This is a genomic window from Streptomyces turgidiscabies Car8 (assembly GCF_000331005.1).
Classification (GTDB): Bacteria; Actinomycetota; Actinomycetes; order Streptomycetales; family Streptomycetaceae; genus Streptomyces; species Streptomyces turgidiscabies.
Genome location: NZ_AEJB01000570.1, coordinates 1 through 26,610 on the forward strand (window position 1 = coordinate 1; position 26,610 = coordinate 26,610).

Consider the following 26,610-nt stretch of genomic DNA (forward strand, 5'->3'; position numbering starts at 1 on the left):
GGGTCGGGTGCGGAACCCCGCGCGGCCTTCGGTCACCGAGGTCCCGGCTGCCGCCGCGCCGCAGGGTGCCGGTCCGTCGCGGGCCGTCGCCTCGGCCGCCGGGCCGACGTCGCCGCTGGACGCACTCGCGGCACGCTTCCCGGCCGCCGCCGAACTCGGCGCCCTGCTACGGGAGACGGCCGACACCGCCGCCGAACTGATCGGTGCGGGCCAACGCCGACCGGGCTCCGTGGCGGCCCAGGTTGCCCCAGTCATCGCCCCTCACCCCGCCCAGAACCTCCCCACGCCAAGGGCCGCGTCCCCGCTCCGGCACCCCCGATCGACCACCCCCGGCGCACGAACGCTCCCCCCGACACCGCTCACACCCCCGGCCACCCAGGCCGCCCCACCCCCCTGGCGCACCACGGTCCACGTCTCGCCGGACACCATGCCGTACCTCCTCGACCACTGTTTCTTCCCGCAGCGCCCCGGCTGGCCGGACGTGGCGGACCGGTGGCCGGTGGTCCCGGCGACGACGATCGTGCAGCACATGATGGAAGCGGCCCAGTGCTCGGCGGCGCAGACGCACCCCGGAACCCGAGCCGCAGCCGGACCTGTGCCCGTGCCCGTAGCCGTGCACGGCGCCCGTTTCGACCAGTGGCTCACGGCCACCCCGCCCGTCGATGTGGACGTGACCGTCACTCCCGTCCCCGCGACCCCCACCCACCGCGCCGTCTCCTTCGGCCCCCGAGCCCGAGCCACTGTCGAACTCGCCGACGGTTACCCGGAGATGACGGCCCGCCCCACCCCCTGGCCCACGACCCCCACCACCGAACGCGCCCCCGACCACACCGCCGCCCAGCTCTATTCCGAGCGCTGGATGTTCCACGGCCCGGCGTTCCAGGGGGTCACCGAACTCACCGCGCTGGGCGAGGCGCACGTACGGGGAGTCATCACGACCCCGACCGCGCCCGGCTCGCTCCTCGACAACGTCGGGCAGATCCTCGGGTACTGGATCATGGCGACACGCACCTCGCGGACGGTCGTGTTCCCGGTCGGGATGCGAACGATGAGGTTCTACGGGCCGCACCCCGAACCCGGCACCGACGTCGGCTGCTTCGTGCGGATCACCTCGCTCACCGACACCGTCCTCGAAGCAGACGTCCAACTGACCGTCGGCGGCCAGGTCTGGGCCGAGCTGAGCGGCTGGCAGGACCGGCGCTTCGACAACGACCCGCAGACCAGGCCCGTCGAACGCTTCCCCGAACGCAACACCCTCTCCCAGGCCCGGCCGGGCGGCTGGGTCCTGCTCCACGAACGCTGGCCCGACCTCGCCTCGCGCGACCTCATCATGCGCAACTCCCTCGGCGGGGAGGAGCGTTCGCAGTACGAGCGGCACGCACCGCGCGGGCGCAGGCAGTGGCTGCTCGGCCGGATCGCCGCCAAGGACGCCGTGCGCCGGTGGCTCTGGGAACGGGAGGGCGAGGGGGACGTGTTCCCGGCGGAGATCCGGGTCCACAACGAGGCGACCGGGCGGCCGTACGTCACCGGAACACACGGACGGACCCTGCCCCCGCTGGAGGTCTCACTCGCCCACCGGGCCGAGGCGGCCGTGGCGATCGTACGGCCGTCCCAGCGGGGCTCGGCCTCCGGTGACCGTCCGGATGCAGGGCAAGGGCCCGGTATCGACATCGAGGAGGTCGTCGAGCGGGACGCCTCCACCCTCGCCACAGCCCTCGGCCCGGCCGAACTCGCCCTGCTCCGTGCTCGGTCGGGCGCCGGCGGAGAGTCCGAGGCGCTCTGGTTCACCCGCTTCTGGGCCGCCAAGGAAGCCGTCGCGAAGGCGGAGGGGACCGGTTTCGGCGGCCGGCCAAGGGACTTCGCGGTGTGGGCGGCCACGGACACGGGCGACCGGCTCACCGTCTCCGGCCGGCTCGCGCCCGCCTACACCGTGCACTGCGAGCAGACGGGCAATCCCCCCGGACTGCCCGACAGGACGTACGTCGTGGCCTGGACAACCGGACCGGCCGAAGAAGTCGCAGCAGAACAAGGGGAGTTGGAGCGATGACCAGCCTCAACGGGCACACGACCAGAACCGGTGTCGGCAGTGAGGAGGCGGTGCTCGCCGACATCAGGGGCATGCTCGCGGCCCTCCTCGACGAGTACGGCCTCGACGACGTCGAGATCCGGATGGACACCACCTTCAACCGCGACCTGGAGCTGGAGAGCATCGACCTGGTGACCCTGGCGGGGATGCTGGAGGAGAAGTACGGCAGCCGGGTCAACTTCGCCGAGTTCCTGGCCGACATGGACTTCGACGAGATCATCGAACTCACCGTCGGCCGGCTCGTGGAGCACGTCGTCGCCAGTCTCAAAGCGACGGAGGCGGGCTGACCATGACGATCGTCGACATCGGCGGCGGCCTCAGCCTGCACGCCCAGCGCATCGGCCCGCGCGGCGGACGGCCGGTCACCGCGACCGCCGTCCTCGTCCACGGACTGCTCACCGACAGTCTGGCCAGCTACTACTTCACCGTGGCACCGGCGTTCGCCGCCTCCGGCATCGACGTCGTCATGTACGACCTGCGGGGCCACGGCCGCTCCAGCCGCCCCGCCACCGGCTACACCCTCGACGACAGCATCGACGACCTGGAGGCCCTCCTCGACCGGCTGGAGGTGACCGGCCCGGTCCATCTCGTCGGCAACTCCTACGGTGGGACAGTCGCGTTCGGATACGCCGCCCGTCACCCGGAGCGGGCCGCCAGCGTCTCCCTCATCGAGTCGGAACCGGCGACCGCGGCCTGGGCGGGCAAACTCGACGGCATTCTCGGCCGGGTCATGCACGAACTCGCCCACAACGAGGCCGACGCCATCGCCTGGATCACCGCCAACCGGGGCCAGAACACCGCCCGCCTCGCCAAGGGCGCCGCCCGCCTGGCCCGCGAGACGACCCTCGCCCAGGACATCCCGGCCAGCCGTGTCCTGACCGACGACGAGGCCAGCTCCGTACGCTGCCCGGTGCTCGGTGTGTACGGGGGTGACTCGGACCTCGCCGAACTCGCGCCCTGGCTGGAGTCGGTGCTGCCCGACTGCCGGACCGTCGTCGTGCCGGGACACGAACACTCGGTGCTCGTCGAGGCATCGGGGACGGTAGGTGGGCACATCCTGTCGCTCATCCTCGGTGCGGCGGCCCCGGTTCCGCTGGCGGGGGCGGAAGCGCGGTGAGCCGGTTCCTGTTCGTCGTGCCGCCGCTCGTCGGGCACATCAACCCGGCTGTCGGGGTCGCCGCCGAACTCGCCTCGCGCGGCCACGAGTCGGCCTGGCTCTGCGCGGACCCGGGACTCGTGCGGAAGCTCGCCGGCCAGGACGTCACCGTCTTCCCGTGCGCCGGGCCCGTCCCAGGCTCCGGGGACGGCGTACGGCCGCCGGACATGCGGGGGCCCGAGGCGCTGAAGTTCCTCTGGGAACACTTCCTCGCCCCGCTCGCCGAGGAGATGGCACCCGGAGTCGCCGCCGCCGTGCGGGAGTTCGGGCCGGACGTGGTCGTCGCCGACCAGCAGGCCCTCGCCGGTGGCCTCGTCGCCGAGCGGCTGGGACTGCCGTGGGCCACCTCGGCCACCACCTCCGCCGAGTTCACCGACGTACTGTCCGGCATGCCCAAGGTCGCCGAGTGGCTGGACGAGCTGCTCGCGGGCCTCCGGGACCGCGTCGGCGATCCCGCCGGCACCGCCGACCCACGATTCTCCCCGCACCTCGTACTCGCCTTCAGTACACCGGAGTTCGTCGGACCGGGCGCCCGCACAGGCGACCAGATCCGGTACGTCGGCCCGTCCGTCTCCGACCGGCCGGCCCCGCCCGGCTTCCCCTGGGACTGGCTCGACTCCGCCCGTGCCACCGTCCTCGTCACCCTCGGCACCGCCAACACGGACGTCGGAGCACGCTTCCTGACCGAGTGTCAGGTCGCCGCACGAGAGCGGGCGGACCGGATGCAGACAGTGATCGTCGATCCGGCGGGTGAACTCGTAAGCACCCCTGACGGGGAGGACGACAAGGATGTCCTGATCGTCCCCTCCGTCCCCCAACTCCCGCTCCTCGAACGGGTCGACGCCGTCGTCTGCCACGCCGGGCACAACACCGTGTGCGAGGCGCTCTGGCACGGGGTACCGCTCGTCGTCGCGCCCATCCGGGACGACCAGCCCGTGGTCGCCGGTCAGGTCGTGGCGGCCGGGGCGGGCATCCGGGTGCGGTTCGGGCGGGTCACCGCGCCGAAACTGGGCGCCGCGATCGACGCGGTACTGCACGAGCCCGGTCACCGCCTCGCGGCGAGCCGGATCCGTACCGCGTTCCGGGCCGCCGGAGGTGCCTCGGCGGCGGCCACCCACCTTGAGCAACTCGCCATCGGCGCGCCCGCGAAGGAGACGGCATGAGTGAGGAAAGGCAAGCGCAGGAGAGCGGGAACAGGGCCGGTGAAGCGGAGGCCCCGGAAGCAGCGGCAACGCCGGACGCGCCCGCCGTTCCGAGCCGTGCCGAGCAGGTGGCCGCCCTCCGGCCCACCTACCGGACCGACCTCGCCCACGGCCTCGACCGGTTTTTCGAACCCCCGCGCACCAGTTGCCCCTGGTGCGGCTCGGCCCGGCTCACGACCCGGCTGCGGACCACCGACCTGCTCCAGCACAAGCCCGGACGGTTCGTGCTCGACCGCTGCGAGGACTGCCGGCACACCTTCCAGAACCCCCGGCTCAGCGCCGCCGGACTGGAGTTCTACTACCGGGACTTCTACGACGGACTCGGCGAGAAGCAGCTCGGCAACACCTTCGCGGGCCGCACGAAGATGTACGAGCAGCGGGCCCGCGCCCTGCTCCCCTTCGACGACGCGCCGAAGAACTGGCTCGACGTCGGCACCGGCCACGGCCACTTCTGCGAGTCGGCCCGGGTCGTCCACACCGGCACGACCTTCGACGGGCTGGACTTCACCGACGGCGCCGAACTCGCCGAGCGGGCGGGGCGCGTCGAGCACGGCTACCGGGGCAGCTTCACCGAGCTGGCCCCCGAACTGGCCGCCCACTACGACGTCGTCAGCATGTTCCACTACCTGGAGCACAGCACCGAGCCCCCGCTCGAACTGGAGGCCGCCCGGCAGGCCATCCGACCCGGCGGACACCTGGTGATCGAGGTCCCCGACCCCGACAGCCGCTACGCCAAGCTGCTCGGCCGCTGGTGGCTGCCCTGGCTGCAGCCCCAGCACCTGCACTTCGTGCCCGTCGACAACCTCCGGCAGCGGCTCACCGAGCTGGGCTTCACCGTCGTCCTGGAACAGCACGCCGAGCCGCACGACCCCGTCGACCTGCTCGCCGCCGTCTGGCTGGCCCTCGACAACGCCGCTCCGCGCGACAACCTCCCGTGGCTGCCGCAGCCCCCGAACGCCCTGCGCCGCACCCTGCGAGGAGCCCTGCTGCTGGCCGGCGTCCCGGCACTGATCCTGGGCACCCTGCTGGACCGCTTCGCCGTCCGGCCGGTCTCCCACCGCCTGGGCGTCTCCAACGCGTACCGCCTGGTGGCCCGCCGGGACTGACACGTTTCCCCCCGGGGGGTCACACCAGCGGACTCCGAACCCTTGAGCAGAGACGTCCGCCACGGGGACGCGCCCGGCGCCGGCTCGGGCGGCGAGCAGGGGTGACGACGACGTGCGTGCCGCCGTACGTTGGCGTGCACCGGAATCGAGGCACGGGGGCGCTCGGCGCAGGCCCCGCACGGCAGGGCCGGGGGAGCGTGCCGCTCGGCACAGCACTTCGGCGGATCAGCCTCGCGCATCACCGAACCGGGTGAGCTGCGCCGCCCCTTGGCGGGCACCGGCATCGAAGCGTGAAGGCGCCCACGGCCGGTCCCAGCGGCAACCGGGGGGAGGGCGCCGTGCGGCTCGACACCCGGGATCACCCCACCGGGCGCGTGCTCCCGCGTCTCGGCGCGTACCGGCGTCGAAGTACGGGGGTGCCCGCTGGTGGCCTTGCGTGGAGAGGCGGGTTGGGGGTGGCGTGCGGCCCGTTTACGGCGGGATCACCGCACTGGGTGCGTGCTCCCGCGTCTCGGCGCGTACCGGCGTCGAAGTAGGGGGGTGCCCGCTGGTGGCCTTGCGTGGAGAGGCGGGTTGGGGGTGGCGTGCGGCCCGTTTACGGCGGGATCACCGCACCGGGCGCGTGCTCCCGCGTCTCGGCGCGTACCGGCGTCGAAGTACGGGGGTGCCCGCTGGTGGCCTTGCGTGGAGAGGCGGGTTGGGGGTGGCGTGCGGCCCGTTTACGGCGGGATCACCGCACTGGGGTCATCCCACCGGGCGCGCTCCCGCGTCTCGGCGCGCACCGGCGTCGAAGCGCGATAACCCCCGGCGCGCCAACCTCGCCCGGCAGGCCCGAGCGAGCGTGCCGTACAGCACGGCACGGCACCCCGGTGGATCACGGCGGCGCCGCGCCACACCTCATGCGCGTCACAGCACCTTGGCGCGCACCAGCAGCGACAGGACGAGGGCGCCCGGCAGCAGCGGTAGCCAGACCGTCAGGACGCGGAAGCCGACGACGGTCGCGGCGGCCAGGGACATCGGGGCGCCCATCGCGGCCAGCGTGAACACCAGGGCCGCGTCGACGGGACCTATCCCGGCCGGCGCGGGCACGGCGCCGACCGCGGCGCTCGCGGCGAGGTAGGCGAAGACCACGTCGGGCCAGGCGATCGGCAGCCCGAGCGAGGCTCCGACCGAGGCCAGCACCGCGGCCTGGCACAGGGAGAAGCCCGCGGCGCCGCCCCACAGCGCGGCGACCCGGACGGGCCTGGTGTGCAGCCGTCGCGCGTCGGTCAGGGCGGTGCGCAGCCCGTTGAGCAGGGGGCGCCGCAAGGGACGTACGAAGGCCAGAACCAGTGTCACGACGACCACCGTGCCGGCCACGCCCGCGACGATGGGCAGCAGTGTGCCCTGGTCGGGGAGGACGTCGGCGCTGGCCAGGGAGGTCGGGAACGTCGCCAGGAGCGCGAGGATCAGCAGCAGCTTCGCCACCGGCTTGACCAGCGAGTACAGGGCGAGGGACGCCGTGGCGCGGGCCAGCGGGATGCCACGGCCGGTCAGGAAGCGCAGGGTGACCGCGTGGGCGCCGAGACCGGCCGGAAGCACGTTGTTCGCGGCCCCGGCGGCGAACTGCGAGGCCAGCAGCAGCCCGGGCGGCAGCCGCTCCGGGATCGCCCCCTGCCGGGCGAAGGCCGCGGAAACCCAGCACAGGAACGTGAACGCGGCCCCGATCGCCAGCCAGCCGGGGTCGGCCGTGGTGAGCCGCCGGGCACCGTCGTGCAGGACCGGCCAGTTGTCCGCCGCCCAGATCCCGATGAGCAGGAGCGGCAGCAGACAGAGCACCCGGCGGGCGTACCGGGCGCCGGGAAGCCGGCGAAAGCGGGACGCCGGAGAGGGACGGTCCGAGATGCCCTGGGGAGGCGACTGGACCGTCGGAGCGGGCGGAGCTATGGGAACTACCGGAAATGAGGACACAGCGCGCGTCGTCCTTCCACGTTGCGCCCACGCGCTGCGGGGGCGGACGGGGGGAAATGAAGAGCGAGGCAAGAGGGACAGCAGGAGCGTTCCCAGTCCGCGTGACGGGGTGGTGTCGAGGAAGAGAAGGGGTGAGGGCGGACGGGCGACACAGATGATGCCTGAAGCGTTCTGTCAGAGTCTCCCCTCATCGCTTCCTGTCAATACGTTCTTCGCACAACGTCTGTTCAACGCCTTGGTGTCACCGTCGGTTCCCACAGCTTCCTCACAGCGACTCAGCGGGCGCCGTGAGCGCGGTGAGGCCCGAACTCGCTCAGCGCGCCCTCGACGATCGCCTCCAGCCGCGCGTGGTGCGCGCCCCGCCAGTACAGCCGCTCACAGTCCGCGCACTGCGCGAAGACGTCGTACGTCCGCCGGGTCCCGTCCTCCAGCCGGTCGCCGACCGTCTGCTTGTCGGCCTGCGACAGCCGTCCGTTGCAGGCGGTGCACCGGGACCACGGGGCGAGTACGGGCGCGAAACGGCCGAGGACGTCCCGGAGCTGCTCGTCCGGGCGGTCGCTGTAGACGTACGCCCCCGCCCACAGCTCCCGGCGCCGCAGCAGACCCCGGTCCCGGGAGAGCAGCACCCGTCGCTCGGCCGCCGACAGCGCGGCCAGCGCGGGGTCGCCGATGTCCTCGCTCTCGTACGCCGCGTCGACGCCCAGGAGCCGCAGCCGGCGGGCGAGCGTGCCCAGATGCACGTCGAGCAGGAATCGCAGCGGCGCCCCCGGCACCGACTGCGGCCTGACGACGGCACCGACCTCCACCGTCTCGCCCGCGCCCGGCACATGGGACGCCGGCACCTCCCGGCCGTCGACCAGCAGCCGCCCGGCCTCGGTGAGGGGTACGCCCAGCGACTCCACCACGTGCCCCAGCGAGGACGATCCGTCGGTGACCACGGACGTACGCCCGGCACGCCGCTCGGACGGGACGAAAAGCCGCAGCTCAGGGGCGAAACTGATGACGATCTCCGGTCTGCTCACGCGGTCAGCATGTCATCGCCCCGGCCGGGAACGCCCGCCGGTTTCCGGTGCACTACTGTCAGCGCTCTCAACACCCCGGTCCGGTACCCCGACCGGGACGGTCGGCCTCGCTGGTGGGGGAGTACGGCAGCATGCAGTTCGAACGTACGGGCGTGCCCGGTTACGAGGTCGTCGCGGTTCTCGGCCAGGGCGGGTTCGCCACCGTGTACCGGGCCCGCCAGCTGGCCGTGGGCCGCGAGGTCGCCCTCAAGATGGACAGCCGCGTCCTGGCCACCGACCGCGACCGCCAGCGGTTCCTTCGCGAGGTGACCGCGGCCGGCCAACTGTCGGGCCACCCGCACGTGGTCGCGGTCTACGACGCCGGAGTGCTCGACACCGGCCGCCCGTACATGGTTCTGGAACTGTGCCCCGGCGGTTCGCTCGGCGACCGCCTCCACCGGGAGGGCCCGCTCCCGGTCGCCGAGGCGCGGGACATCGGCGTACGTATCGCCGACGCGCTGGCCGCGGCCCACGCCGGTGGCGTACTGCACCGCGACATCAAACCGGGCAACATCATGATCGACCGGTACGGGAACGTCGGCCTCGCCGACTTCGGGCTGGCCGCGATGCCCCGGCCGGGCCAGGAACTGTCCGTCACCCGGGAGGCGTTGACACCGGCGTACGCCCCGCCGGAGGCGTTCCGGCTGGCCGAACCCACACCCGCCGGGGACGTGTACTCCCTCGCCGCCACGATCTACGCCCTGGTGCACGGCAGACCCCCGCACTTCCCGGAGGACGGCAGCCTCGGCATCGCCGAGGTCATCGTCCGGCACACCTGGCCCCTGCCTGACCTCCCCGGAGTGCACCCACGCTTCACCGAGGTCCTCCGCCACGCCATGGCCCCCGACCCGGCCGACCGGCTGCCGAGCGCCGCCGCGCTCCGGGACGCGCTGGCCGCTGTGGATCTGGCGGGCCCGACGGACCCGGCAGGCGCCACCGCGGTCCCCTTCCCCGTGACCATGCCGGGGCCCGCCGCCGTTCCTCCGACCACCGTCGTGCCGCCGGCCGTCTCTCCGCGCCGCAGAACGGTGCGGGTACGGCTGTCCGTCGCGGCCGTGGCCGTGGTCGTCGTCGGTACGGGCGGGACGATGGCGTACCAGTACCTGCCCCCGTCGACGACGGACGCGCCCACCACCTCTGCTTCCACCCCCGCCTCCGCCTCCGCGTCGGGCGGGGCGACCCAGGCCACGATCGCCGGCTACGGCGTACCGACGACGACCGAGAACTGCCCGGCGACCGACGTCGCCGGCATGAACGGCCGCTGCACCACGACCGCCGAATGCTGGGGCGGCATGGTCGTCACCGTCGGCATCGTCAGCGTGAACCGCTCCGACTGCCTGGTGTCCCACCCGTGGGAGACCTTCGCGATAGCCCCGCTCCCGTCGACCGGGATGACCAACAACCAGCGGGAGCTGGAGAACCACCCGGACGTCCGCAGACTCTGCTCCCGCGCGGTCCTCGCCAGGTCCAGACAGGGCGACGCACGCAACATCGACCCGTCCCGCTGGACCGTCGACGTACTCCCGCCCACACAGACCGAGTACGCCGACGGTCTGCGCGTCCTGCGCTGCGTGGCCACGATCACCGGTGAGGAGTCGACGGGGGCACACTTCCGGCCCCGGACGTGAGCCACGCGCCGAGTCGCTGATCACGAGCCGACCACCACCACCCGCTCCGGCTGTCCGGCATCCGGGCGGTGGTTGACGTACGGCGAGACGTACTGCTCAATTGTTCGCATGGATGCCCAGCAGCAGCGCTTGGTTACGCGCGGCCACATCGACCTCTGTCGAGTGTGCTCCGCCGCGTGTCGCGCCTGACTCGGCAACGGGCCGTCTGACCGGCCCCCACCTTCTTCTCTTCCTCAGGTGCTTCCGGCACCCCTTTTCGCATTCCCCTTCTCGTCCTCCCTCATTTCGTGCATCTCCTGACGTGTCGTCAAGTGCGGCCGTGCGCAGGGCGGTTCCGCCATGCCCGCGTACGGGGCCCGCCGGTCGAGACGCCATGAGGGAACCTCAGAAAGGCCGATTCCATGCCCGTGGAATTCCTTGGCATCGCCGCGACCAACGACGGCTCCGAGACCACCGCGCGCTCCGGCGCCGCCTTCGACAGGGAGTACACGCTCCGGCTCGCCCGGGCCCACGAGGACCACGGCTGGGACCGGGTGCTGTTCGCCTACGGGTCCGGCTCGCCCGACCCCGCACCGGCCGCCGCCTACATCGCGAGCAGGCTGGAGCGTCTGCAGATCCTGCTCGCCCACCGCCCCAACGTGTCCTACCCGACCTTCGCCGCCAAGACGTTCGCCACCCTCGACCAGATCAGCGAGGGCCGCCTGACCGTCCACTTCATCACCGGCGGCAACGACCAGGAGCAGGGCCGCGAGGGCGACACCCTCACCAAGGACGAGCGGTACGCCCGCACCCGCGAGTACATCCGGATCGTCAAGAAGATCTGGACCACCCATGAGCCCTTCGACCACGAGGGCGACCACTACCGCTTCCACGACTTCGTCAGCGACGTCTTCCCCGTCCAACAGCCACGCCCGAACGTCTCGTTCGGCGGCTCCTCGCCCGCCGCGTACGCCGCCGGGGGCGCCGAGGCCGACGTCTACTGCCTGTGGGGCGAGCCGCTGGCGAAGACCGCCGAGCAGATCGAGGCGGTGAAGGCCGCCGCCAGGGAAGCGGGCCGCACCGACGTACCGCGTTTCCAGGTGGCGTTCCGCCCGATCATCGCCCCGACCGAGGAACTGGCCTGGGAGAAGGCCCACCGGACGGTCGGCGCCATCAAGGCCCGCAAGGCGCGCGGGGAGTCGATCAGCAGGCGCCACGCCGCAAACCTCGGGTCCCAGGCCGTGACTCCGCAGAACGCCGGCTCGCAGCGACTGATCGCCATCGCCGAGGCGGGCGAACGCTACGACCGTGCCCTGTGGACCCCGACCGCCGCCGCCACCGGTGGCGCGGGCAACTCCAACGCCCTGGTCGGCACCCCCGAGACCGTGGCCCGGGCACTCCTCGACTACCACGACCTCGGCGTCGACATCCTCTCCGCCCGCGGCTACGACCTGCTGGGCGACGCCATCGACTTCGGCCGGCAGGTGATCCCGATCGTCCGCGAGGAGGTCGCCAAGCGCGACGCCGAGGCTGCGGCGCGGGGTACGCGGATACTGGCGTCGGCGGTGACCGGATGACCTCGGTCGCGCAACCAGGCTCCACGACACCTGAGTTGACGGTCCGTCATGTCGCCGTTTCCGACCCGCTCGTGGAACCGCTGCTGCGCGAGCTCGGCGACGAGTACTCGTCCCGCTACGGCAAGGACGCCCACGCCGAACTCGCCCGCTACCCCGACGAGGAGTTCACGGCGGCGTACGGCGGTGTCCTGCTCCTGCTCCTCGAACGCGGTGAACCGGTCGCGGGCGGCGCGTTCCGCCGGTACGACGCGGACACGGCGACGGCGGAGTTGAAGCGCATCTGGACCCACTCCGCCCACCGGCGACGCGGCCTGGCCCGCCGCGTTGTCGACGAACTGGAACGCGCGGCGGCCGCCCGAGGCTACCGGCGAATCCACCTCACCACCGGCCCGCGCCAGCCCGAAGCCCGCGGCCTCTACCTGGCCACCGGCTACACCCCGCTCTTCGACACGACCGCCGACCCGGAATCCATCGGCAAGCTGCCGTTCGAAAAACACCTCACGGCCCGCCCGGCCCCGAAGCCCACCTAAGGGCCCTGGAGAAGGGCGCGCACCAGCGCCCCGCAAAGGGGCGCGGGAACTGCGCGACAAGCCCCCACCGGCCCGCGGTAATCCCGTCAAGCCCCGACCACCCCTCAACCCCGGACAGGACCCCCACCATGGGCCTCACCACCGACTCCGCCGCGAAACCCAGCGGCACCGAGGCCTCGTCAGCCTCGCCACCCCCGCCACTCCCGCCCCGCCCGGAGGACCCCGCCTCGCTCAAGGTCGTCCCGGTCCGCCACTACGCCCGATGGGCGGCGGCCGTCGTCGTGGTCGTCCTGGTCGCGCAGTTCGCGCACGGGCTGGTCACCAACCCCGTGTGGGAGTGGGACGTCTTCGGCGACTACGTGCTGTCCGAGACGATCGTCGAGGCGGTCGGCGTGACCCTCCAACTCACCGCCTACGCGGCGGTGTTGGGATTTCTCCTCGGCACGGTACTGGCGTTCATGCGGCTGTCCCGGAGCCCGGTGCTGCAGACCGTCGCCTGGACCTACATCTGGATCTTCCGCTCGATCCCGATGATCGTCCAGCTGGTCTTCTGGTTCAACCTGGGTGCCCTGTACGACCGGTTGGGCGTCGGCATCCCCTTCGGGCCGGTGTTCTGGTCCGTCGACAGCAACACCCTGATCGGCACCATCGGCGCGGCGATCATCGGACTGACGCTGCACCAGGCCGCGTACTCCGCCGAGATCGTCCGCGGCGGCGTCATCGCCGTCGACCAAGGCCAGTTGGAGGCAGCCGCCGCGCTCGGCATCCCCAGGCTGCGGCAGATCCGGCGGATCGTGCTCCCGCAGGCCATGCGGGCCATCCTGCCCACCGCGGGCAACGAGATCGTGGGCCTGCTCAAGGGCACCTCGGTGGTCTACGTGATGGCGATCGGCGAGCTCTTCTACCAGGTCCAGGTGATCTACGGCCGCAACGGCCGGGTGATCCCGCTGCTGCTGGTGGCCACAGCCTGGTACGTCGTCCTCACCTCCCTGCTGACGGTCGCCCAGTACTACGTGGAGCGCCGCTACGCCCGAGGCGCCGACCGCACCCCGCCACCCACCCCGCTCCAGCGCGTACGCCGTTCCGTGCGCGACCTGCGTACGGCGGCGGCGCAGCGGGGCGGCCCCGACATCCCCCTGAACCTCGCGGGAGGCAAGCGATGAGCGACGCGACCGGCCCGACAGGCTCGCCCGGCCCGACCGGCGTGATGGTCGACGTCCGGGGCGTGCACAAGAACTTCGGTCCGCTGGAAGTGCTGCGCGGCGTCGATCTCCAGGTGCGCGCGGGCGAGGTGACCGTGATCCTCGGCCCCTCCGGCTCCGGCAAGTCCACCCTGCTGCGCACCATCAACCACCTGGAGAAGGTCAACCGCGGCTGGATCAGCATCGACGGCGAGCTGATCGGCTACCGGCGTTCCGGCGGCCGACTGCACGAGCTGCGCGAGAAGGACGTACTGAGACAGCGCACCCACATCGGGTTCGTCTTCCAGAACTTCAACCTCTTCCCGCACCTCACCGTGCTGGAGAACCTCGTCGAGGCACCCGTCTCGGCGCTGCGCAGGCCGCGCAGGGAGGCCGTCGTGACGGCCGAACGGCTCCTCGAGAGGGTCGGGCTCACCGACAAGAAGGGCGCCTATCCACGGCAGTTGTCCGGTGGCCAGCAACAGCGCGTCGCCATCGCCCGCGCGCTCGCCCTCGAACCCAAGGTGCTCCTCTTCGACGAGCCGACCTCGGCCCTCGACCCGGAACTCGTCGGCGAGGTCCTGGACGTCATCAGGGACCTCGCGAGCACCGGCACGACCATGATCGTCGTGACCCACGAGATCGGCTTCGCCCGCGAGGTCGCCGACACCGTGGTGTTCATGGACGGCGGAGTCATCGTCGAACAGGGCGCCCCCACAGCCGTCCTGGACGCCCCGCAGCACGAACGTACCCGCGCGTTCCTCTCCAAAGTCCTCTGATCCAAAGCCTTTTGGATCTCATCCACCCACGCAAGGAGCATGACCGTGTCCGTCAACCTCGCCCGCCGATCCACCGCGGCCGCCCTGGGACTCGTCTCCGCCCTGGTCCTCGCCGCCTGCGCGAACCCCTCCGACGGCGGCACCACCGAGGTCGCGGCCACCAAGGGCGTCGGAAGCGGTACGAAGATCAACCTGAGCCCGGACCAGAACCGTGTCACCACCGGCAAGGTCGACTCCATAGCCGCCGGACTCCCGGCGAAGATCCGCGAGAGAGGGACGCTGGAGATCGTCCACTCCACCGGCAGCGCCGCCCCGCTGGGCTTCTACGCCACCGACAACAAGACCAGGATCGGCGTCGAGTCGGACCTCGCGTACCTCGTCTCCGAAGTGCTCGGACTCAGGCCTGACTTCCACACCGTGTCCTGGGAGAACATCTTCGTGGGCCTCGACAGCGCCAAGTACGACGTCGGTTTCAGCAACATCACCGTCACCGAGGAGCGCAAGGAGAAGTACGACTTCGCCACCTACCGCGAGGACAACCTGGGCTTCGAGGCGAAGAAGGGCAGCGGTCTGAAGATCACCGGGCCGAAGGACGTGGCGGGCAGGACCATCGCCGTGGGCAGCGGCACCAACCAGGAGAAGCTGCTCGTCGAGTGGAGCAAGCAGGACGAGAAGGCCGGCCTCAAGCCGGTGGACATCAAGTACTACCAGAACGACAGCGACACCTACCTCGCCCTCCAGTCCGGCCGGATCGACCTCTACCTGGGCCCCAACCCGACCGCCGCCTACCACGCGGCCAGCACCGGCAGGACGGAGGTCGTCGGCACCTACTCAGGCGCCGGCGCCACCCTCCAGGGCCTCATCGCGGCCACCACCAAGAAGGACAGCGGCCTGGTGAAGCCGCTCGCCGCCGCCCTCGACGAGATCATCGAGAACGGGACGTACGGCAAGGTGCTGAAGCGCTGGGGCCTGTCCGACGAGGCGGTGGCCAAGTCGGAGATCAACCCGCCGGGGCTGCCCAGGACCAACCAGTAGGCGATCAGGGCGCGGAGATCGGAACGTCGGGTCGACGCGCCCTGGAACAGCCTCACTTGAGGGCGCCCATGGTGACGCCGGTGCGCCAGTAGCGGCGCATCGCGATCATCATGATCGCCATCGGGACGATGGAGAGCAGAGCGCCGGTCAGGACCAGACTGGTGAGGTCGATGCCGGACTCCGCGCGTTTGCCGGACCAGTTGTACAGGCCCAGGTTGAGCGTCCAGTTCTTCTCGCCGCGCAGGACGGTCAGAGGGAGGAAGAAGGCGTTCCAGGTGTTGACGAAGGCGAGCAGGAAGACCGTCGCGCCGCCCGTCGTCATCATCCGCAGCACGATGCTGAAGAAGATCCGCAGCTCCCCGGCCCCGTCGATACGGGCCGCCTCCAGAAGCTCGAAGGGGATCGTCGCCTCGGTGTACACCTTGGCCAGGTACACGCTGAGCGGGTTGATCAGGCAGGGGATCAGCATCGCCCACGGGGTGTCGACCAGCCCGATCTCCGAGAACAGCAGGTACAGCGGGAGTGTGAGCAGCGCGATCGGGATGAGGAACGAGCCCACCACCGCCGCGAACACCGCACCGCGCCCGGGGAAGTCGAAGCGGGCGAGGCCGTAGCCGGTCGCGAGGGCGATCAGCGTGCCACCGGCGGAGCCGACACCGGCGTACAGGAACGAGTTGGCCGTCCAGCGCAGGAAGATACCGTTCTCGTAGGTGAACACCTGATGCAGGTTGTCCCACAGGTGCCAGCCGGAGAACCACAGGCCGTTGCTCTGGTAGAGGCCCGTACGGTCCTTGGTGGCGGCGATGACCAGCCAGTACACCGGGAACAGGCTGTACGCGCTCGCCAGCACAAGCCCGACCAGGACGAACCGCTGCCCACCGCGCGAACGGCCCCTGGAATCAGGCCGGTTGAGACGCCGCGCGGCCGGCGCCTGAGACCGCTTCGGGGACTCGGCGGTGGGGGTCGTGGTCGCGGCCATCAGTCGGTCTCCTTCGAGGTCAGCCGGTAGAAGAGGAAGGAGGCGACGCCCAGGATGAGGGCGAGCAGCACCGACAGGGCGGCGGCGTAGTGGTAGTTGCCCGCGTTGAACGCCTGGTTGTAGATGATCATGATCGGGGTGAAGCTGTCGTCGACCGTCTGCGGAGTGATGTTCCTGAACAGCGCGGGCTCGTTGAAGAGCTGCAGCATCTGGATGATCGAGAGCATCCCGGTCAGCACCAACGCCCCCTGTACGAACGGGATCTTGATGCTCAGGGCGACGCGCCACTCGGTCGCGCCGTCGAGCCGCGCGGCCTCGAACAGCTCACGCGGTACACCCTGCAGCGCCGAGTAGATGATCACCATGTTGTAGCCGATGCCGTGCCAGGTCAGCAGGTTGCCGATGGACGGCCACACCATCGACGGCGCGAAGAAGTTCCAGGCGAGACCGAACACGTCGCCCAGCGGGGTGAGCGGACCGACGTCGGGGCTGTACAGGTTGATCCAGACGACCGCGGCGACCACGCCCGGGATCATGTACGGGACCAGCAGCATGATCCGGAACCGGCTCGCCGCCCGTGAGGTGAGCGAGTCCAGCAGCAGGGCGAGGACCAGGCTGACCGCCAGCATCACCGGGATCTGCACACAGGCGAACAGCACCACCCGCAGCACGGAACCCATGAACTTCGGGTCCGTCAGGCCCTGTCGGTAGTTGTCGAGGCCGGAGAACTCGTCGGTCGTGCCGCCCAGGCCCAGTCCGGAGGACTGCGAGTGGTACAGCGACTGGTAGACGGCGTACCCGATCGGCAGCAGATAGAGGAAGACGAAGCCGAGCTGGAAGGGCACCGTGAAGGCGGCGCCCTTCCAGCGCAGGGAGCGAATCATCGGGATGTGCCTCAGCCCTTGACGTTGATACCGCGGGACTTCAGGTCCTTGACCGTCCACTCCTGCATGTGTGCCAGGAGGCCGGCGACCGTCTGCTTCTTGCTGACCACCTGGCCCCACTGGCTCTGCATCTCGGAGAACATCGCGGTCCAGTCGGGACCGAAGGTCCAGTCGGTCGTCACGGTCTTCAGGCTGTCCTTCACGATCTGCTGCGCCGGCCGGTAGTTCGAGCCGAGCAGCTTCTCGGAGATCGCCTCGGGCACGTACGCGTCACTGTCGGCCAGCGCCGGCATCACTCCGCTGCCGGTCTCCGGGCTCGCCATGGTCTTGACGGCGCCGGCGTCGGTCGACATCCACAGTGCCGCCTCGGCCGCCTGCTTCTGGTGTTCGCACTGCTTCGACACCAGCGTCAGGTTGCCGCTCTGGTTGGTGCCGGCCGGCGTCTTCGCGGCCTCGCCCTTGTACGTCGGCCACGGCGCGAGCGCCCACTTGCCGAAGGAGTCCGTGAAGTTCTGCACCATCCCGGACATCTGCCAGGTGGAGATCTGCCGGGTCGCGGTGCCACCCTTGTCGTAGTTGCGCTGCACGGCCGCGTAGTCGGCGAAGGACAGCTTCGAGTTCAGGTCGTTGTCGATGATCTCCTGGATCACCTTCGCCGCCTTGAGCGAGCCGGCGTCCTGGAAATCCACCTTCCAGGAGTCGCCGTCGATGGAGTACCAGTGGGCGCCCGCCTGCATGGCCAGCACCTCCACGGTGCTCGGGTCCTCACCGGCGTAGTTGGTGATCTTGACGCCGTGCTTGGCGAGAACCTTGCCCGCCGCGATGAACTCGTCCCAGGTCGTGGGGGCCTTGAGCCCGTACTTCTTGAAGATGTCGGTGCGGAGAATCGTGAACGCGGGCGCGGAGGCGGTGGGTACGCCGTACGTCTTGCCCTGGACCTGGCCGACGGCCCACGAGCCGGGGTTGAACTTGTCCTTGCTCGACTCGACGTACTGCGTGATGTCGGCCAGCGCGCCCTGCGCCACCCAGCTCGTCACGTACTCGCCGGTGTTCTGCAGCAGACAGGGAGCGTTCTCGGCCTTGACCGCGTTGCTCAGCTGCTTCTGCATCGTCAGCTGATCGGTCACCTTGGTGTACTTCAGCTGGATGTCCTTGTGCGAGGCGTTGAACGCCTTGACGACCGCCTCCTGGCCGTTGGCCCAGCCCCAGAAGTCGAGGGAGACCGGCCCGGAGGACCCCGAAGCGTCGTCGCCGGAACCGGACCCGCCGCAGGCGGAGGCGGTGAGCGCGAGAGCGCAGACAACTCCGACGAGTGCGGGGCGCCTGAATCTGACGGACATGAGCGTGCTCCTTAGGTATCACCAGGTGATCGCCAGGTATCGCCACGAGCGAGGAGGGGGGTGGGCGCGGCGGTGCCGCTGGGTGATGCCTCACGGTCGGCGAGGGTGGGGGCGTTAACCGTTCGAGTATGTAACCGTTTGCCGTGCTGGACGCTAGGCCGCGTCCGGCCGAGAAGCAAGAGGTCGTGAGATTCCTGTTTCGCGCAGCTTGCTCGCAGGTTACGTTCCGACCTTGTTGACCTGCGATTTCCGCTTCTGTATCAGTTCGGGAAAGTGAGGGCCGCGCCAGCTCGCTTCCCTCGGGGGCATTGACCCGCCCGGAGTGCCGGTCCTAGCGTGGAATACGTTTACATCGTTCCCCGTGTGCTGCCCGCACCGAAGCAGGAGTCCCATGCCCCCCATGTCCGCCGTGCCCACGCCACACCTCCCGGTCGCCCTGTTCGCGATGGACCCGGTGCACCTGCCCGAACTCTTCCCGCCCGCCCTGATGGAACGGCTGGGCGAGCTGGCACGGATCGATCCCTCGCTGGTCGTCCAGGACTTCACCGATCCGGCGGCCGCCACCGCACTGGCCGAGGCGGAAGTGCTGATCACCGGCTGGGGCTGCCCGCACATCGACGCCGAGGTCCTGGCCGCCGCACCCCGGCTGCACACGGTCCTGCACGCGGCGGGCAGCGTCCGCAGCCTGCTCGGTGACGCCGTCTGGGAGCGCGGTCTCACCGTCTCCAGCGCGGTACAGGCGAACGCGCTGCCGGTGGCCGAGTACACCCTGGCCGCCGTCCTCCTCGCCGGCAAGGACGCGTTCGGCCTGCGCGAACGTTTCCGCCGCGAGCGGGTCCACCCCGCCCCCCACGAGTACACCCACGTGGGCAACCTCGGTCGCCGGGTCGGGGTGATCGGGGCCTCGCGGGTGGGCCGCCGGGTACTGGAGCTGCTGCGCCCGTTCGAACTGACGCTCACGCTGTACGACCCGTACGTGGACGCCGAAGCGGCCGAGGCGCTGGGTGCGACCTCCCTCCCCCTGGAGGAACTGCTGCGCACCAGCGACATCGTCACCCTGCACGCCCCGGACATCCCAGAGACGTACCGCATGCTCGACCGCGACCGGCTCGCCCTCATCCCGGACGGCGGCGTCCTGATCAACACCTCCCGGGGCGCCCTGGTGGACCACGACGCGCTCACCGCGGAACTCGTCTCCGGGCGGCTCGGCGCCGTACTCGACGTGACGGAGCCGGAGCCCCTGCCCGCCGCCTCCCCCCTCTATGACCTGCCCAACGTGTTCCTCACCCCGCACATCGCCGGCTCCCTGGGCAACGAACTCGCGCGGCTCGGCCGGACGGTGGTGGACGAACTCGCCCTGCTCGACGCGGGCCTGCGGCCCGCCCACCAGGTACGGCACAGCGACCTGGCGAGGAGCGCGTGAGAGGAGGGGGAGGGGCGGGGGCGGATGCTCACGGCGGATGTAATCGCTTCCATTCACAAGGGGGGAAGTTGCTGCACAGTCACCGGTCGGCATACCGGCGATGCAGTAACGTCGGAACGTGACGGAGAACGGAACCGAAGCCCGGAAACCGGGCCCTCGCGCCACCTCGGGCAAGCGCAGACGGAACGGCGCCGACGGCGACCGGCCCAGCACGATCCGCGATGTCGCGGCCAGGGCGGGCGTGTCCGTGGCAACCGTTTCCAGGGCTCTGGCCGGCAGCCACCCCGTCTCCGTCGCCACCCGGGCCCGTGTCATGGCCGCGGTCGAGTCCCTGCACTACGTGGTGAACGTGCACGCCAAGGCCCTGTCCGGCGGGGTCGCCGGCCCCGTCGCCCTCGTCATGGAACAGATGATCGGCCCCTCCTTCGCCGACGTGGCCGCCGGAGTCGAACAGGAGGCGGCGGCCCGGGGCCGGCTGAGCCTCGTCTGCACCACGCACGGCGACCAGAACCGGGAGCACGACCTGGTCCAGCTGATGCGCGAGCAGCACGCGGCGGCGGTCATCCTCGTCGGCGGCGCGGTGCTCGACGAGGCGTACCACGAACGCATGGCCGAGTACGCCAGAGCGCTGGACGCCGTCGGCTCCCGCCTGGTGCTGTGCGGCCGCCCGCCCCTGCCGGGCGACCTGCCGGTCACGGTCGTGGAGTACGACAACCGGGGCGGCGCCTTCCAGGCGGGCGACCACCTGCTCACCGCGGGCCACCGTCGCATCCTCTACCTGGGCGGCGACCCCACGATGAGCACCGCCGACCAGCGCCGGGCTGGCTACCTCCAGGCGCTGCGCGCCCACGGTGTCGCGTACGCCGAGGAGTTGGACATCCCCGGCACCTACACCCGCGCCTCGGGCTACGACCGGATGCGGGACGCCCTGAAGGCGGGCCTGGAGTTCACGGCGGTCTTCGCGGGCACGGACATGGTGGCCACGGGGGTACTGGCGGCGCTGCGGGAGTCGGGCCTGGACGTCCCCGGCGACATCTCGGTCATGGGCTTCGACGACGTCCCCTTCGCGGCCGACCTGTCGACGTCGCTCACCACACTCCGGGTGCCGTACGAGGACCTGGGACGCACCGCCGTACGGCTGGCCCTGGACGGGGAACGGCGCACCGCGGGCGGCGACCACGTGATCCTGGGGACCCAGCTGGTGATCCGTCAGTCGGTACGGGCCCCGGGGGTGGGGCGGAGGCGGAAGAAGCGAACGTGACGGGGGGCGAGGACACGAGGACACGTACACCCGACCAACCCGTGCGGCCTCGGAGAAAAGCATTGGCCTCTGGTCGTGGGCCAGGCGACCATGACCCCGTGAAACCGTTGCAGATCGTCGCGGGTGACGCGACCAACCCTCAGGCGAAGGGCCCGAAGGTCATCGCGCACATCTGCAACGACCTCGGCGGATGGGGCAAGGGATTCGTCCTGGCGATCTCGCGTCACTGGCCCGAACCGGAGCGCGAGTACCGCCGCTGGCACCGCGAGCGCGCCGGCAACGACTTCGCCCTCGGCGCGGTACAGATGGTCCGCGTCCGACCTGACATCTGGGTCGCGAACATGGTCGCTCAACGCGGGACGAAGACGGGAAGCGGCGGCCCGCCCATCCGGTACGACGCCGTCGAACGCTGCCTTCGAGCCGTCGCTGAACACGCCCTCGCCGACAAGGCCTCCGTGCACATGCCCCGCATCGGCTGCGGACTCGCCGGCGGCGAGTGGGAACGCGTCGAGCCGATCATCAGCCGAACCCTGAGCGCCCGCGACATCGCCGCCACCGTCTACGACCACGCATGAGACAGCCTGCCCACCCTTGTCCCGGAGCTGCGGATCCACGTTCCCCTCACGGGAGCGCGCACGTCTGCGTGAACCCGAGGGAATCACGGCCGAGTTCTCGTGCGGCCACGACCAGGTGCCTGTAGCGCCCCGCGAACGGACTGCCGAACGCCGCGTTCTCCCGTCACCTGGTGATCACCGCCTACGAGATCGAGCGCGGCCTCGCCGAGCGCGGGATGCCGGCCTGAGGAACCGCGTCGGGCCCGGTCGGCTGTGCCCCTCGTTGCCGGCGGCCCGGGTGATGTTGCGGGCCATGCCGCCGAAGACGACAGCGTGGAAGGGGGAGACGGACCACCAGTAGACATGGCCCAGCAGACCGCGTGGGTGGAACAGCGCCCGCTGACGGTATCGGGTGCCGCCCTCGGCCGCCGTCTCCACGTACATCTCCAGCCAGGCGAGGCCGGGCAGACGCATCTCGGCCCGCAGCCGCAGCAGCCGTCCGGGCTCGATCGCCTCGACCCGCCAGAAGTCCAGCGAGTCACCGACCCGCAGCCGCTCGGCGTCACGACGCCCGCGGCGCAGGCCCACACCCCCGGCGAACCGGTCCAACCAGCCCCGGACCGCCCAGGCCAGCGGGAAGGAGTACCAGCCGTTGTCGCCCCCGATGCCCTCGATCACCTTCCACAGGGCCTGCCCCGACGCGTCGACCGACAGCTGCCGCTCGTCCTGGTAGAGACTGCCGCCCGCCCAGTCGGGGTCGGTGGGCAGCGGATCGCTCGGCGCCCCCGGCACGGCGGCGGACGACCACCGGGTGGCGACCTGCGCCTCCCGCACCCTCCGCAGCGCGAGTGCCAGTGCCTCGTCGAAGGGCAGCGGCCGACCAGGAAGATCCGGGACGAACCGTACGATGTCGCGCTCACGGCAGATGACCTCGTGGCGCAGCGACTCCGTGAGCGGCCGGGCCAGGGCGGCGGGCACGGGGGTGACGAGACCGACCCAGTGACTGGACAGCCTCGGGGTCAGCACCGGAACCGGCACGATGAGCCGCCGGCGCAGGCCCGCGACGACGGCGTAACGGCCCATCATCTCCCGGTACGTCAGGACGTCCGGCCCGCCGATGTCGAACGCCCGGTTGACGTCGTCCGGCATGGCCGCCGAGCCGACGAGATAGCGCAGCACGTCCCGTACCCCGATGGGCTGGGTACGGGTGTGCACCCAGCTGGGGGGGACCATCACCGGCAGCCGCTCGGTGAGGTACCGCAGCATCTCGAAGGAGGCCGACCCCGAGCCGATGACGACCGCGGCCCGCAGCACGGTCGTCGGCACCGGCGCGTCGAGGAAAATCCGCCCGACCTCGGCGCGGGATCGCAGATGAGGGGAGAGCGACTCCTCGGGTACGCCCTGCGGGGTGAGCCCCCCGAGATAGACGATCCGCCGCACACCGGCGCCCCGAGCCTCCTCGGCGAAGACCCGCGCGGCCCGGCGATCGGTCCCCTCGAACCCGGAACCGGAACCGAGGGCGTGCACCAGATAGTAGGCGACGTCGACACCGTCCATGGCGGCGGCGACCGACTCGGGGTCGGTGACATCCCCGCGAACCGTCTCGACATCGCCCGCCCAGGGATGGTCGCGGAGCTTGTCCGGCGAACGGGCCAGACACCGCACGCGGTACCCCGCCTCCAACAACTCCGGCACCAGCCGCCCGCCGATATAGCCGGACGCTCCGGTGACCAGGCACCGCGCCCCGTCAGCTTCGGTGATCCGCTCCTTGCCTGTGCTCACGATCGCCTCCACGAGTTCACTCCGACGCCGCTGCCTCGTCGTCCGATCATGGCCTCGGCGGGGCGACTGCGCGCGTCGCGGCGAGCATCACCCTGGCCGAGTTGACTATGCGAGTTGGCGCTCGTACCGGGACAGGTCTCCTCGGTGCCGGCCTTCCGGCCCTACGACCTCCGGCACGCGGGCGTCTCGCAGTGGCTCAACTCCGGCGTACCCGCTCCTGAGGTGGCGGCTCGTCCGGGGCACTCGGTGGATGTCCTTCTGAAGATCTACGCGAAGTGCATCGACGGCCAGGAGCAGGAGATGAACGACCGGATTCTGAAGGGGCTGGGGGAGGGGTCCGACGCCGAAGGCTGAAGACGGCCCACGCACCACTCACGCACACACTGAAGCCCCGGACCGATCCGGGGCTTCACCATGCCCATCGAACCCGTCTCTAGTGAGGCTCATTCCGGAGCTGCTCTTGAGCCGCTGCCCACCACAGGCCTTCTCCGCCATGTGTCACCGATGACTCGTCGAGGGGCTCTTCCGCTGCTGCCACGTACTCGAGTCTGGCCTGGGCCAGGCTCAGCTGACCGTTGGGGCCACCCCGGACGATGTGAGCGTCCTCGTCACCTTGTCCGTCGTCCTCCCAGCCGCACTCCACGCAGATCTCGAAGTTGGCGCGCTCGTCCAGAGTCCGATAGCGGCAACATGGACACTCGACAAGGGAACTCTCGGGGTCCGGTGCGGACGGCGGGACTCGCTGATCTTCAACTGGCATGGCTGACATCGTGGCGCGGTGCGTCAAGACCTACAAAAAGACCTCGCGATGGCGGTCTGAAAACCCCGGGTGAGCTGCCGGAAGACCCCGAAAGATCATTACGTCGTCATTACGTGATCACTGTCAGGGGGCTGCTTTTGCCAGCGTTCGCCTGCACACACGCAAAGACCCCGACCTCAGCTTCTGCACTGATGGCGGGGTCTTTAGGCACCTCATTCAAGGTGCCCCCGGCAGGATTCGAACCTGCGCACACGGCTCCGGAGAGCGTGATCATGAGGTGCCTCAAAGGTGCTCTGACCAGGGGCGGAGGTGATCCGTGACCGCTCGCGCCACGGGTTCACGCACTGCTCACGCACTCGCCGGGCGGAGGTGCCGAATCCCGCCCGCGCGTCACCTCTTCTGAAGTGGCAGTTCGGCGAGTCCTTCCGTACCCGCTTGCCGCTCCCCGTTGAGGCCGACCGACAACAGATCGTTCGGCATGGCCAGTTCACCCGCCGGCCGTTGGGCCAGCCACCCTGAGCGTCTGTGAGACGGGGCCTCTGTGCGTACGTGGTGGAAGCCCAACCGCTCGTAGTAGGCGTGCAGCCCCGTGTTCGTCCGCCACGTGTCTATGCGCACCCAGGTTCGCCCTTCCAACGCAGCGAGCCGAGACATCCAGTCGATGACCCGTGTGCCGAGGTTCCGGCCAGATGCCTCGCGCGCGACCATCAACTTGTAGAGGTACAGCCCTGATTCGGGGCGGTCGGTGTCCGTCCAGAAATCACGGTCGACGGGCCCGCGACTGACGGTTGCAAGCACCGTGCCGTGCTCGTTGACCACCACCCACGCCCGCCCCTCATCTATGCTCGCGCGCCACTTCCCTATGGCCCGTTCGCCAGTCTCTGGATCGCTCCACTGGTCGGTTCCCTTCGTGTGCAGCCACCCTTCCGCCTCTGTTCGCAGAGCCAAGAGAGCGGGTACGTCCTCCGCCGCTGCTGGGCGGAGGTACTCAGTCCGTGCTGACTTCATAGAGGATCTTGTGCCTGTCTCCGGGGAGGATGGTGACCATGCAGCGGAGGGGCCGGCCGTCCGCGTCATAGCCCGTACGGGTGTGCTCTGCAACAGGGGTTGCCGCAGGTAGGGCGAGTAGTTCGGCTTCCAAACGAGTCGGCATGCGCACCGAGATTTGGTCCACATACTTGGTCTGAACGAGCCCCACGGAGGCCAAGATGCCACCTGGCGCGGCGACGTCTCGGGGCTCCATCAACGGCGTACCGCTTACGAGTTCCTGAGGGAAGTACGAATCAGCGAGTGCGTACGGCCGGTTGTCTATGAACCGGACCCGCTTGCGCGCCACGGCCAAGCCGTTCTCGGGGAGTTCGAGGCACTCGCGCACGTGGGGCGGGGGCTCCACGATCGACACCGTGATGTCTTGCCGGGGTGCGTTTCCGTTCTCCGAAATCGCGCTCGCCCACTGGTCGCCTGCGGTTCGGCCCTCAACCGCCGTGGCGTGGCGGCTGCGGCTCTCCAGCGTCGTCCAGTTCCACACGACAGGCGGGTAGTCCTCGCGGACGTACTTCCCCTGCCCCTGCCCCGTGACGACGAGACCTTCCTCGATGAGGACGCGTACGCCGGCGCGGATGGTCTCGCGGCTGTAGCCGTACTCGCTCATCATTTTGGATTCGCTGGGGAGGGCCTCACCCCCACCGAGCGCCCCGGACACGATCTGTTCGCGCAGGTCATAGGCGATTTCCTGAGCCTTGGTCATTCCGCGTCGCACTGACAAAACTTCCCCTCTGCTCCGACTCCTCCGTACAAGTTAGACCAGGGGGCTTGACTCTCCAAGCCCAACTCGGGCAGTCTTCTGCCACGGCACTCCTCCAGACAAGTCGGACGGGGTGTCACGTACGGCATTGCCGTACAGGTGCGCCGGAGGAAAGCCTCGCACGTCCGGGGGGTGAGTACGAGGGAAGCGCCGGTGATTGAGAACTGAACAGTGATCGTGCGGGGCTGACGCGAGAGCGGCGGCACGGCAGGTGCCTAGGACGAGGGTCCGGGTGGCAAACCGTCGTGATGAACGCAGCTCTCCCCCTATGCGCCTGGCAGGCGCCATCCGGTGACGGGTGTGGGGAGGTACAGCGGGCTCCAACGCACGTGGCGGGATGAGACAGACCGCCCCCGAGACGACCGGGTGACGTCGTCGGCGGCACGCCAACCTGCACGTTCGTGCAAGCCGCCTGCTGGCGTCAGAGCAGTGACGATGACGCACCCGACTTGACCGGCTCGGGACCGGACCGCCTCGCGAGGGCGGACCGGTGAAGCCGCTTTCCCCTTCTCTTCAAGGGAGGTCGGTGTGAACCGACGACAACCCAGGGGCG

General features: G+C 70.3%; 24 protein-coding genes. 15 read left to right on the forward strand and 9 right to left on the reverse strand.

Going from position 1 to position 26,610, the window contains the following annotated elements; translation table 11 throughout:
• The 5 genes from STRTUCAR8_RS40450 to STRTUCAR8_RS40470 all read left to right on the forward strand — a co-directional run.
• Positions 1-2,047: 4'-phosphopantetheinyl transferase superfamily protein (locus STRTUCAR8_RS40450; protein WP_006382192.1), on the forward strand; the 2,047-nt coding region annotated here is incomplete at its 5' end.
• Positions 2,044-2,373 carry an acyl carrier protein gene (locus tag STRTUCAR8_RS40455; protein WP_006382190.1) on the forward strand — a complete coding sequence of 110 codons (330 nt, stop codon included), beginning with the start codon at positions 2,044-2,046 and terminating at the stop codon, positions 2,371-2,373. The genes STRTUCAR8_RS40450 and STRTUCAR8_RS40455, both read left to right, overlap by 4 nt.
• A gap of 2 nt (positions 2,374-2,375) precedes the next feature.
• Positions 2,376-3,203 (forward strand): alpha/beta fold hydrolase, encoded by an 828-nt coding sequence (locus STRTUCAR8_RS40460; RefSeq protein ID WP_006382185.1) that lies wholly within the window; start codon positions 2,376-2,378, stop codon positions 3,201-3,203.
• Positions 3,200-4,405: a glycosyltransferase gene (locus STRTUCAR8_RS40465; RefSeq protein WP_006382188.1), complete on the forward strand. Its 1,206-nt coding sequence runs from the start codon at positions 3,200-3,202 to the stop codon at positions 4,403-4,405. Before STRTUCAR8_RS40460 ends, STRTUCAR8_RS40465 begins: the two co-directional genes overlap by 4 nt.
• A complete protein-coding gene (locus tag STRTUCAR8_RS40470; protein WP_006382191.1) occupies positions 4,402-5,550 on the forward strand; it encodes a class I SAM-dependent methyltransferase in 1,149 nt (382 codons plus the stop codon). The genes STRTUCAR8_RS40465 and STRTUCAR8_RS40470 overlap by 4 nt, the downstream gene beginning before the upstream one ends.
• A 906-nt stretch (positions 5,551-6,456) precedes the next feature.
• Here the strand turns inward: STRTUCAR8_RS40470 and STRTUCAR8_RS40475 are convergent.
• Positions 6,457-7,500, reverse strand: coding sequence for a lysylphosphatidylglycerol synthase transmembrane domain-containing protein (locus STRTUCAR8_RS40475; protein WP_006382182.1), 1,044 nt, complete (start codon positions 7,498-7,500; stop codon positions 6,457-6,459).
• Between the two features lie 275 nt (positions 7,501-7,775).
• Positions 7,776-8,522, reverse strand: a complete 747-nt coding sequence (locus STRTUCAR8_RS40480) for a Mut7-C RNAse domain-containing protein (protein WP_006382184.1) — start codon at positions 8,520-8,522, stop codon at positions 7,776-7,778.
• A gap of 131 nt (positions 8,523-8,653) precedes the next feature.
• On the opposite strand from STRTUCAR8_RS40480, the gene STRTUCAR8_RS40485 reads away from it, so the two are divergent.
• The 6 genes from STRTUCAR8_RS40485 (at position 8,654) to STRTUCAR8_RS40510 (ending at position 15,270) form a co-directional block, all read left to right on the forward strand.
• On the forward strand, positions 8,654-10,189 hold the full coding sequence (locus tag STRTUCAR8_RS40485) for a serine/threonine-protein kinase (RefSeq protein ID WP_006382193.1): 1,536 nt from the start codon (positions 8,654-8,656) through the stop codon (positions 10,187-10,189).
• 401 nt (positions 10,190-10,590) lie between these two features.
• Positions 10,591-11,745, forward strand: coding sequence for an LLM class flavin-dependent oxidoreductase (locus STRTUCAR8_RS40490; protein ID WP_044473734.1), 1,155 nt, complete (start codon positions 10,591-10,593; stop codon positions 11,743-11,745).
• Positions 11,742-12,275 (forward strand): GNAT family N-acetyltransferase, encoded by a 534-nt coding sequence (locus STRTUCAR8_RS40495; protein ID WP_006382203.1) that lies wholly within the window; start codon positions 11,742-11,744, stop codon positions 12,273-12,275. Before STRTUCAR8_RS40490 ends, STRTUCAR8_RS40495 begins: the two co-directional genes overlap by 4 nt.
• Positions 12,276-12,403: 128 nt before the next feature.
• A complete protein-coding gene (locus STRTUCAR8_RS40500) occupies positions 12,404-13,438 on the forward strand; it encodes an amino acid ABC transporter permease (RefSeq protein WP_006382194.1) in 1,035 nt (344 codons plus the stop codon).
• Positions 13,435-14,235 (forward strand): amino acid ABC transporter ATP-binding protein, encoded by an 801-nt coding sequence (locus STRTUCAR8_RS40505; protein ID WP_006382195.1) that lies wholly within the window; start codon positions 13,435-13,437, stop codon positions 14,233-14,235. The genes STRTUCAR8_RS40500 and STRTUCAR8_RS40505 overlap by 4 nt, the downstream gene beginning before the upstream one ends.
• 39 nt (positions 14,236-14,274) lie before the next feature.
• Entirely contained in the window at positions 14,275-15,270 is a 996-nt protein-coding gene (locus STRTUCAR8_RS40510; RefSeq protein ID WP_407705452.1) for an ABC transporter substrate-binding protein, read from the forward strand.
• A 52-nt stretch (positions 15,271-15,322) separates the two neighbouring features.
• On the opposite strand, the gene STRTUCAR8_RS40515 is transcribed toward STRTUCAR8_RS40510, so the two are convergent.
• Genes STRTUCAR8_RS40515 through STRTUCAR8_RS40525 form a run of 3 tightly spaced genes read right to left on the reverse strand, consistent with a single transcriptional unit; the run spans position 15,323 to position 18,473 of the window.
• Positions 15,323-16,249, reverse strand: a complete 927-nt coding sequence (locus STRTUCAR8_RS40515) for a carbohydrate ABC transporter permease (protein WP_006382186.1) — start codon at positions 16,247-16,249, stop codon at positions 15,323-15,325.
• Complete coding sequence (locus tag STRTUCAR8_RS40520; RefSeq protein ID WP_006382183.1) at positions 16,249-17,133, reverse strand: carbohydrate ABC transporter permease; 885 nt, start codon at positions 17,131-17,133, stop codon at positions 16,249-16,251. Before STRTUCAR8_RS40520 ends, STRTUCAR8_RS40515 begins: the two co-directional genes overlap by 1 nt.
• 11 nt (positions 17,134-17,144) lie before the next feature.
• The gene (locus tag STRTUCAR8_RS40525) at positions 17,145-18,473 is read right to left on the reverse strand and encodes an ABC transporter substrate-binding protein (RefSeq protein WP_006382181.1); all 1,329 of its coding nucleotides are present in this window, start codon (positions 18,471-18,473) and stop codon (positions 17,145-17,147) included.
• 391 nt (positions 18,474-18,864) lie between these two features.
• On the opposite strand from STRTUCAR8_RS40525, the gene STRTUCAR8_RS40530 reads away from it, so the two are divergent.
• The 3 genes from STRTUCAR8_RS40530 to STRTUCAR8_RS40540 all read left to right on the forward strand — a co-directional run bounded on the left by STRTUCAR8_RS40530 (position 18,865) and on the right by STRTUCAR8_RS40540 (position 21,732).
• A complete protein-coding gene (locus STRTUCAR8_RS40530; protein ID WP_006382189.1) occupies positions 18,865-19,896 on the forward strand; it encodes a hydroxyacid dehydrogenase in 1,032 nt (343 codons plus the stop codon).
• Positions 19,897-20,014: 118 nt separating this feature from the next.
• Positions 20,015-21,157, forward strand: coding sequence for a LacI family DNA-binding transcriptional regulator (locus STRTUCAR8_RS40535; protein ID WP_006382200.1), 1,143 nt, complete (start codon positions 20,015-20,017; stop codon positions 21,155-21,157).
• A gap of 98 nt (positions 21,158-21,255) precedes the next feature.
• Positions 21,256-21,732 (forward strand): macro domain-containing protein, encoded by a 477-nt coding sequence (locus STRTUCAR8_RS40540; protein WP_006382196.1) that lies wholly within the window; start codon positions 21,256-21,258, stop codon positions 21,730-21,732.
• 174 nt (positions 21,733-21,906) lie between these two features.
• Here the strand turns inward: STRTUCAR8_RS40540 and STRTUCAR8_RS40545 are convergent, their stop codons facing one another.
• Positions 21,907-23,493, reverse strand: coding sequence for an SDR family oxidoreductase (locus tag STRTUCAR8_RS40545; RefSeq protein WP_086025858.1), 1,587 nt, complete (start codon positions 23,491-23,493; stop codon positions 21,907-21,909).
• A gap of 114 nt (positions 23,494-23,607) precedes the next feature.
• On the opposite strand from STRTUCAR8_RS40545, the gene STRTUCAR8_RS40550 reads away from it, so the two are divergent.
• Entirely contained in the window at positions 23,608-23,847 is a 240-nt protein-coding gene (locus STRTUCAR8_RS40550; RefSeq protein ID WP_006382197.1) for a site-specific integrase, read from the forward strand.
• Positions 23,848-23,926: 79 nt separating this feature from the next.
• Here STRTUCAR8_RS40550 and STRTUCAR8_RS50825 read toward each other — a convergent pair whose 3' ends face one another.
• The 3 genes from STRTUCAR8_RS50825 to STRTUCAR8_RS40560 form a co-directional block, all read right to left on the reverse strand.
• Positions 23,927-24,262, reverse strand: coding sequence for a CPCC family cysteine-rich protein (locus STRTUCAR8_RS50825; protein ID WP_100247766.1), 336 nt, complete (start codon positions 24,260-24,262; stop codon positions 23,927-23,929).
• Positions 24,263-24,643: 381 nt separating this feature from the next.
• Complete coding sequence (locus STRTUCAR8_RS40555; RefSeq protein ID WP_006382202.1) at positions 24,644-25,261, reverse strand: GNAT family N-acetyltransferase; 618 nt, start codon at positions 25,259-25,261, stop codon at positions 24,644-24,646.
• Positions 25,242-26,000: a GntR family transcriptional regulator gene (locus tag STRTUCAR8_RS40560; RefSeq protein WP_044473736.1), complete on the reverse strand. Its 759-nt coding sequence runs from the start codon at positions 25,998-26,000 to the stop codon at positions 25,242-25,244. Before STRTUCAR8_RS40560 ends, STRTUCAR8_RS40555 begins: the two co-directional genes overlap by 20 nt.
• Positions 26,001-26,610 lie beyond the last annotated feature (610 nt).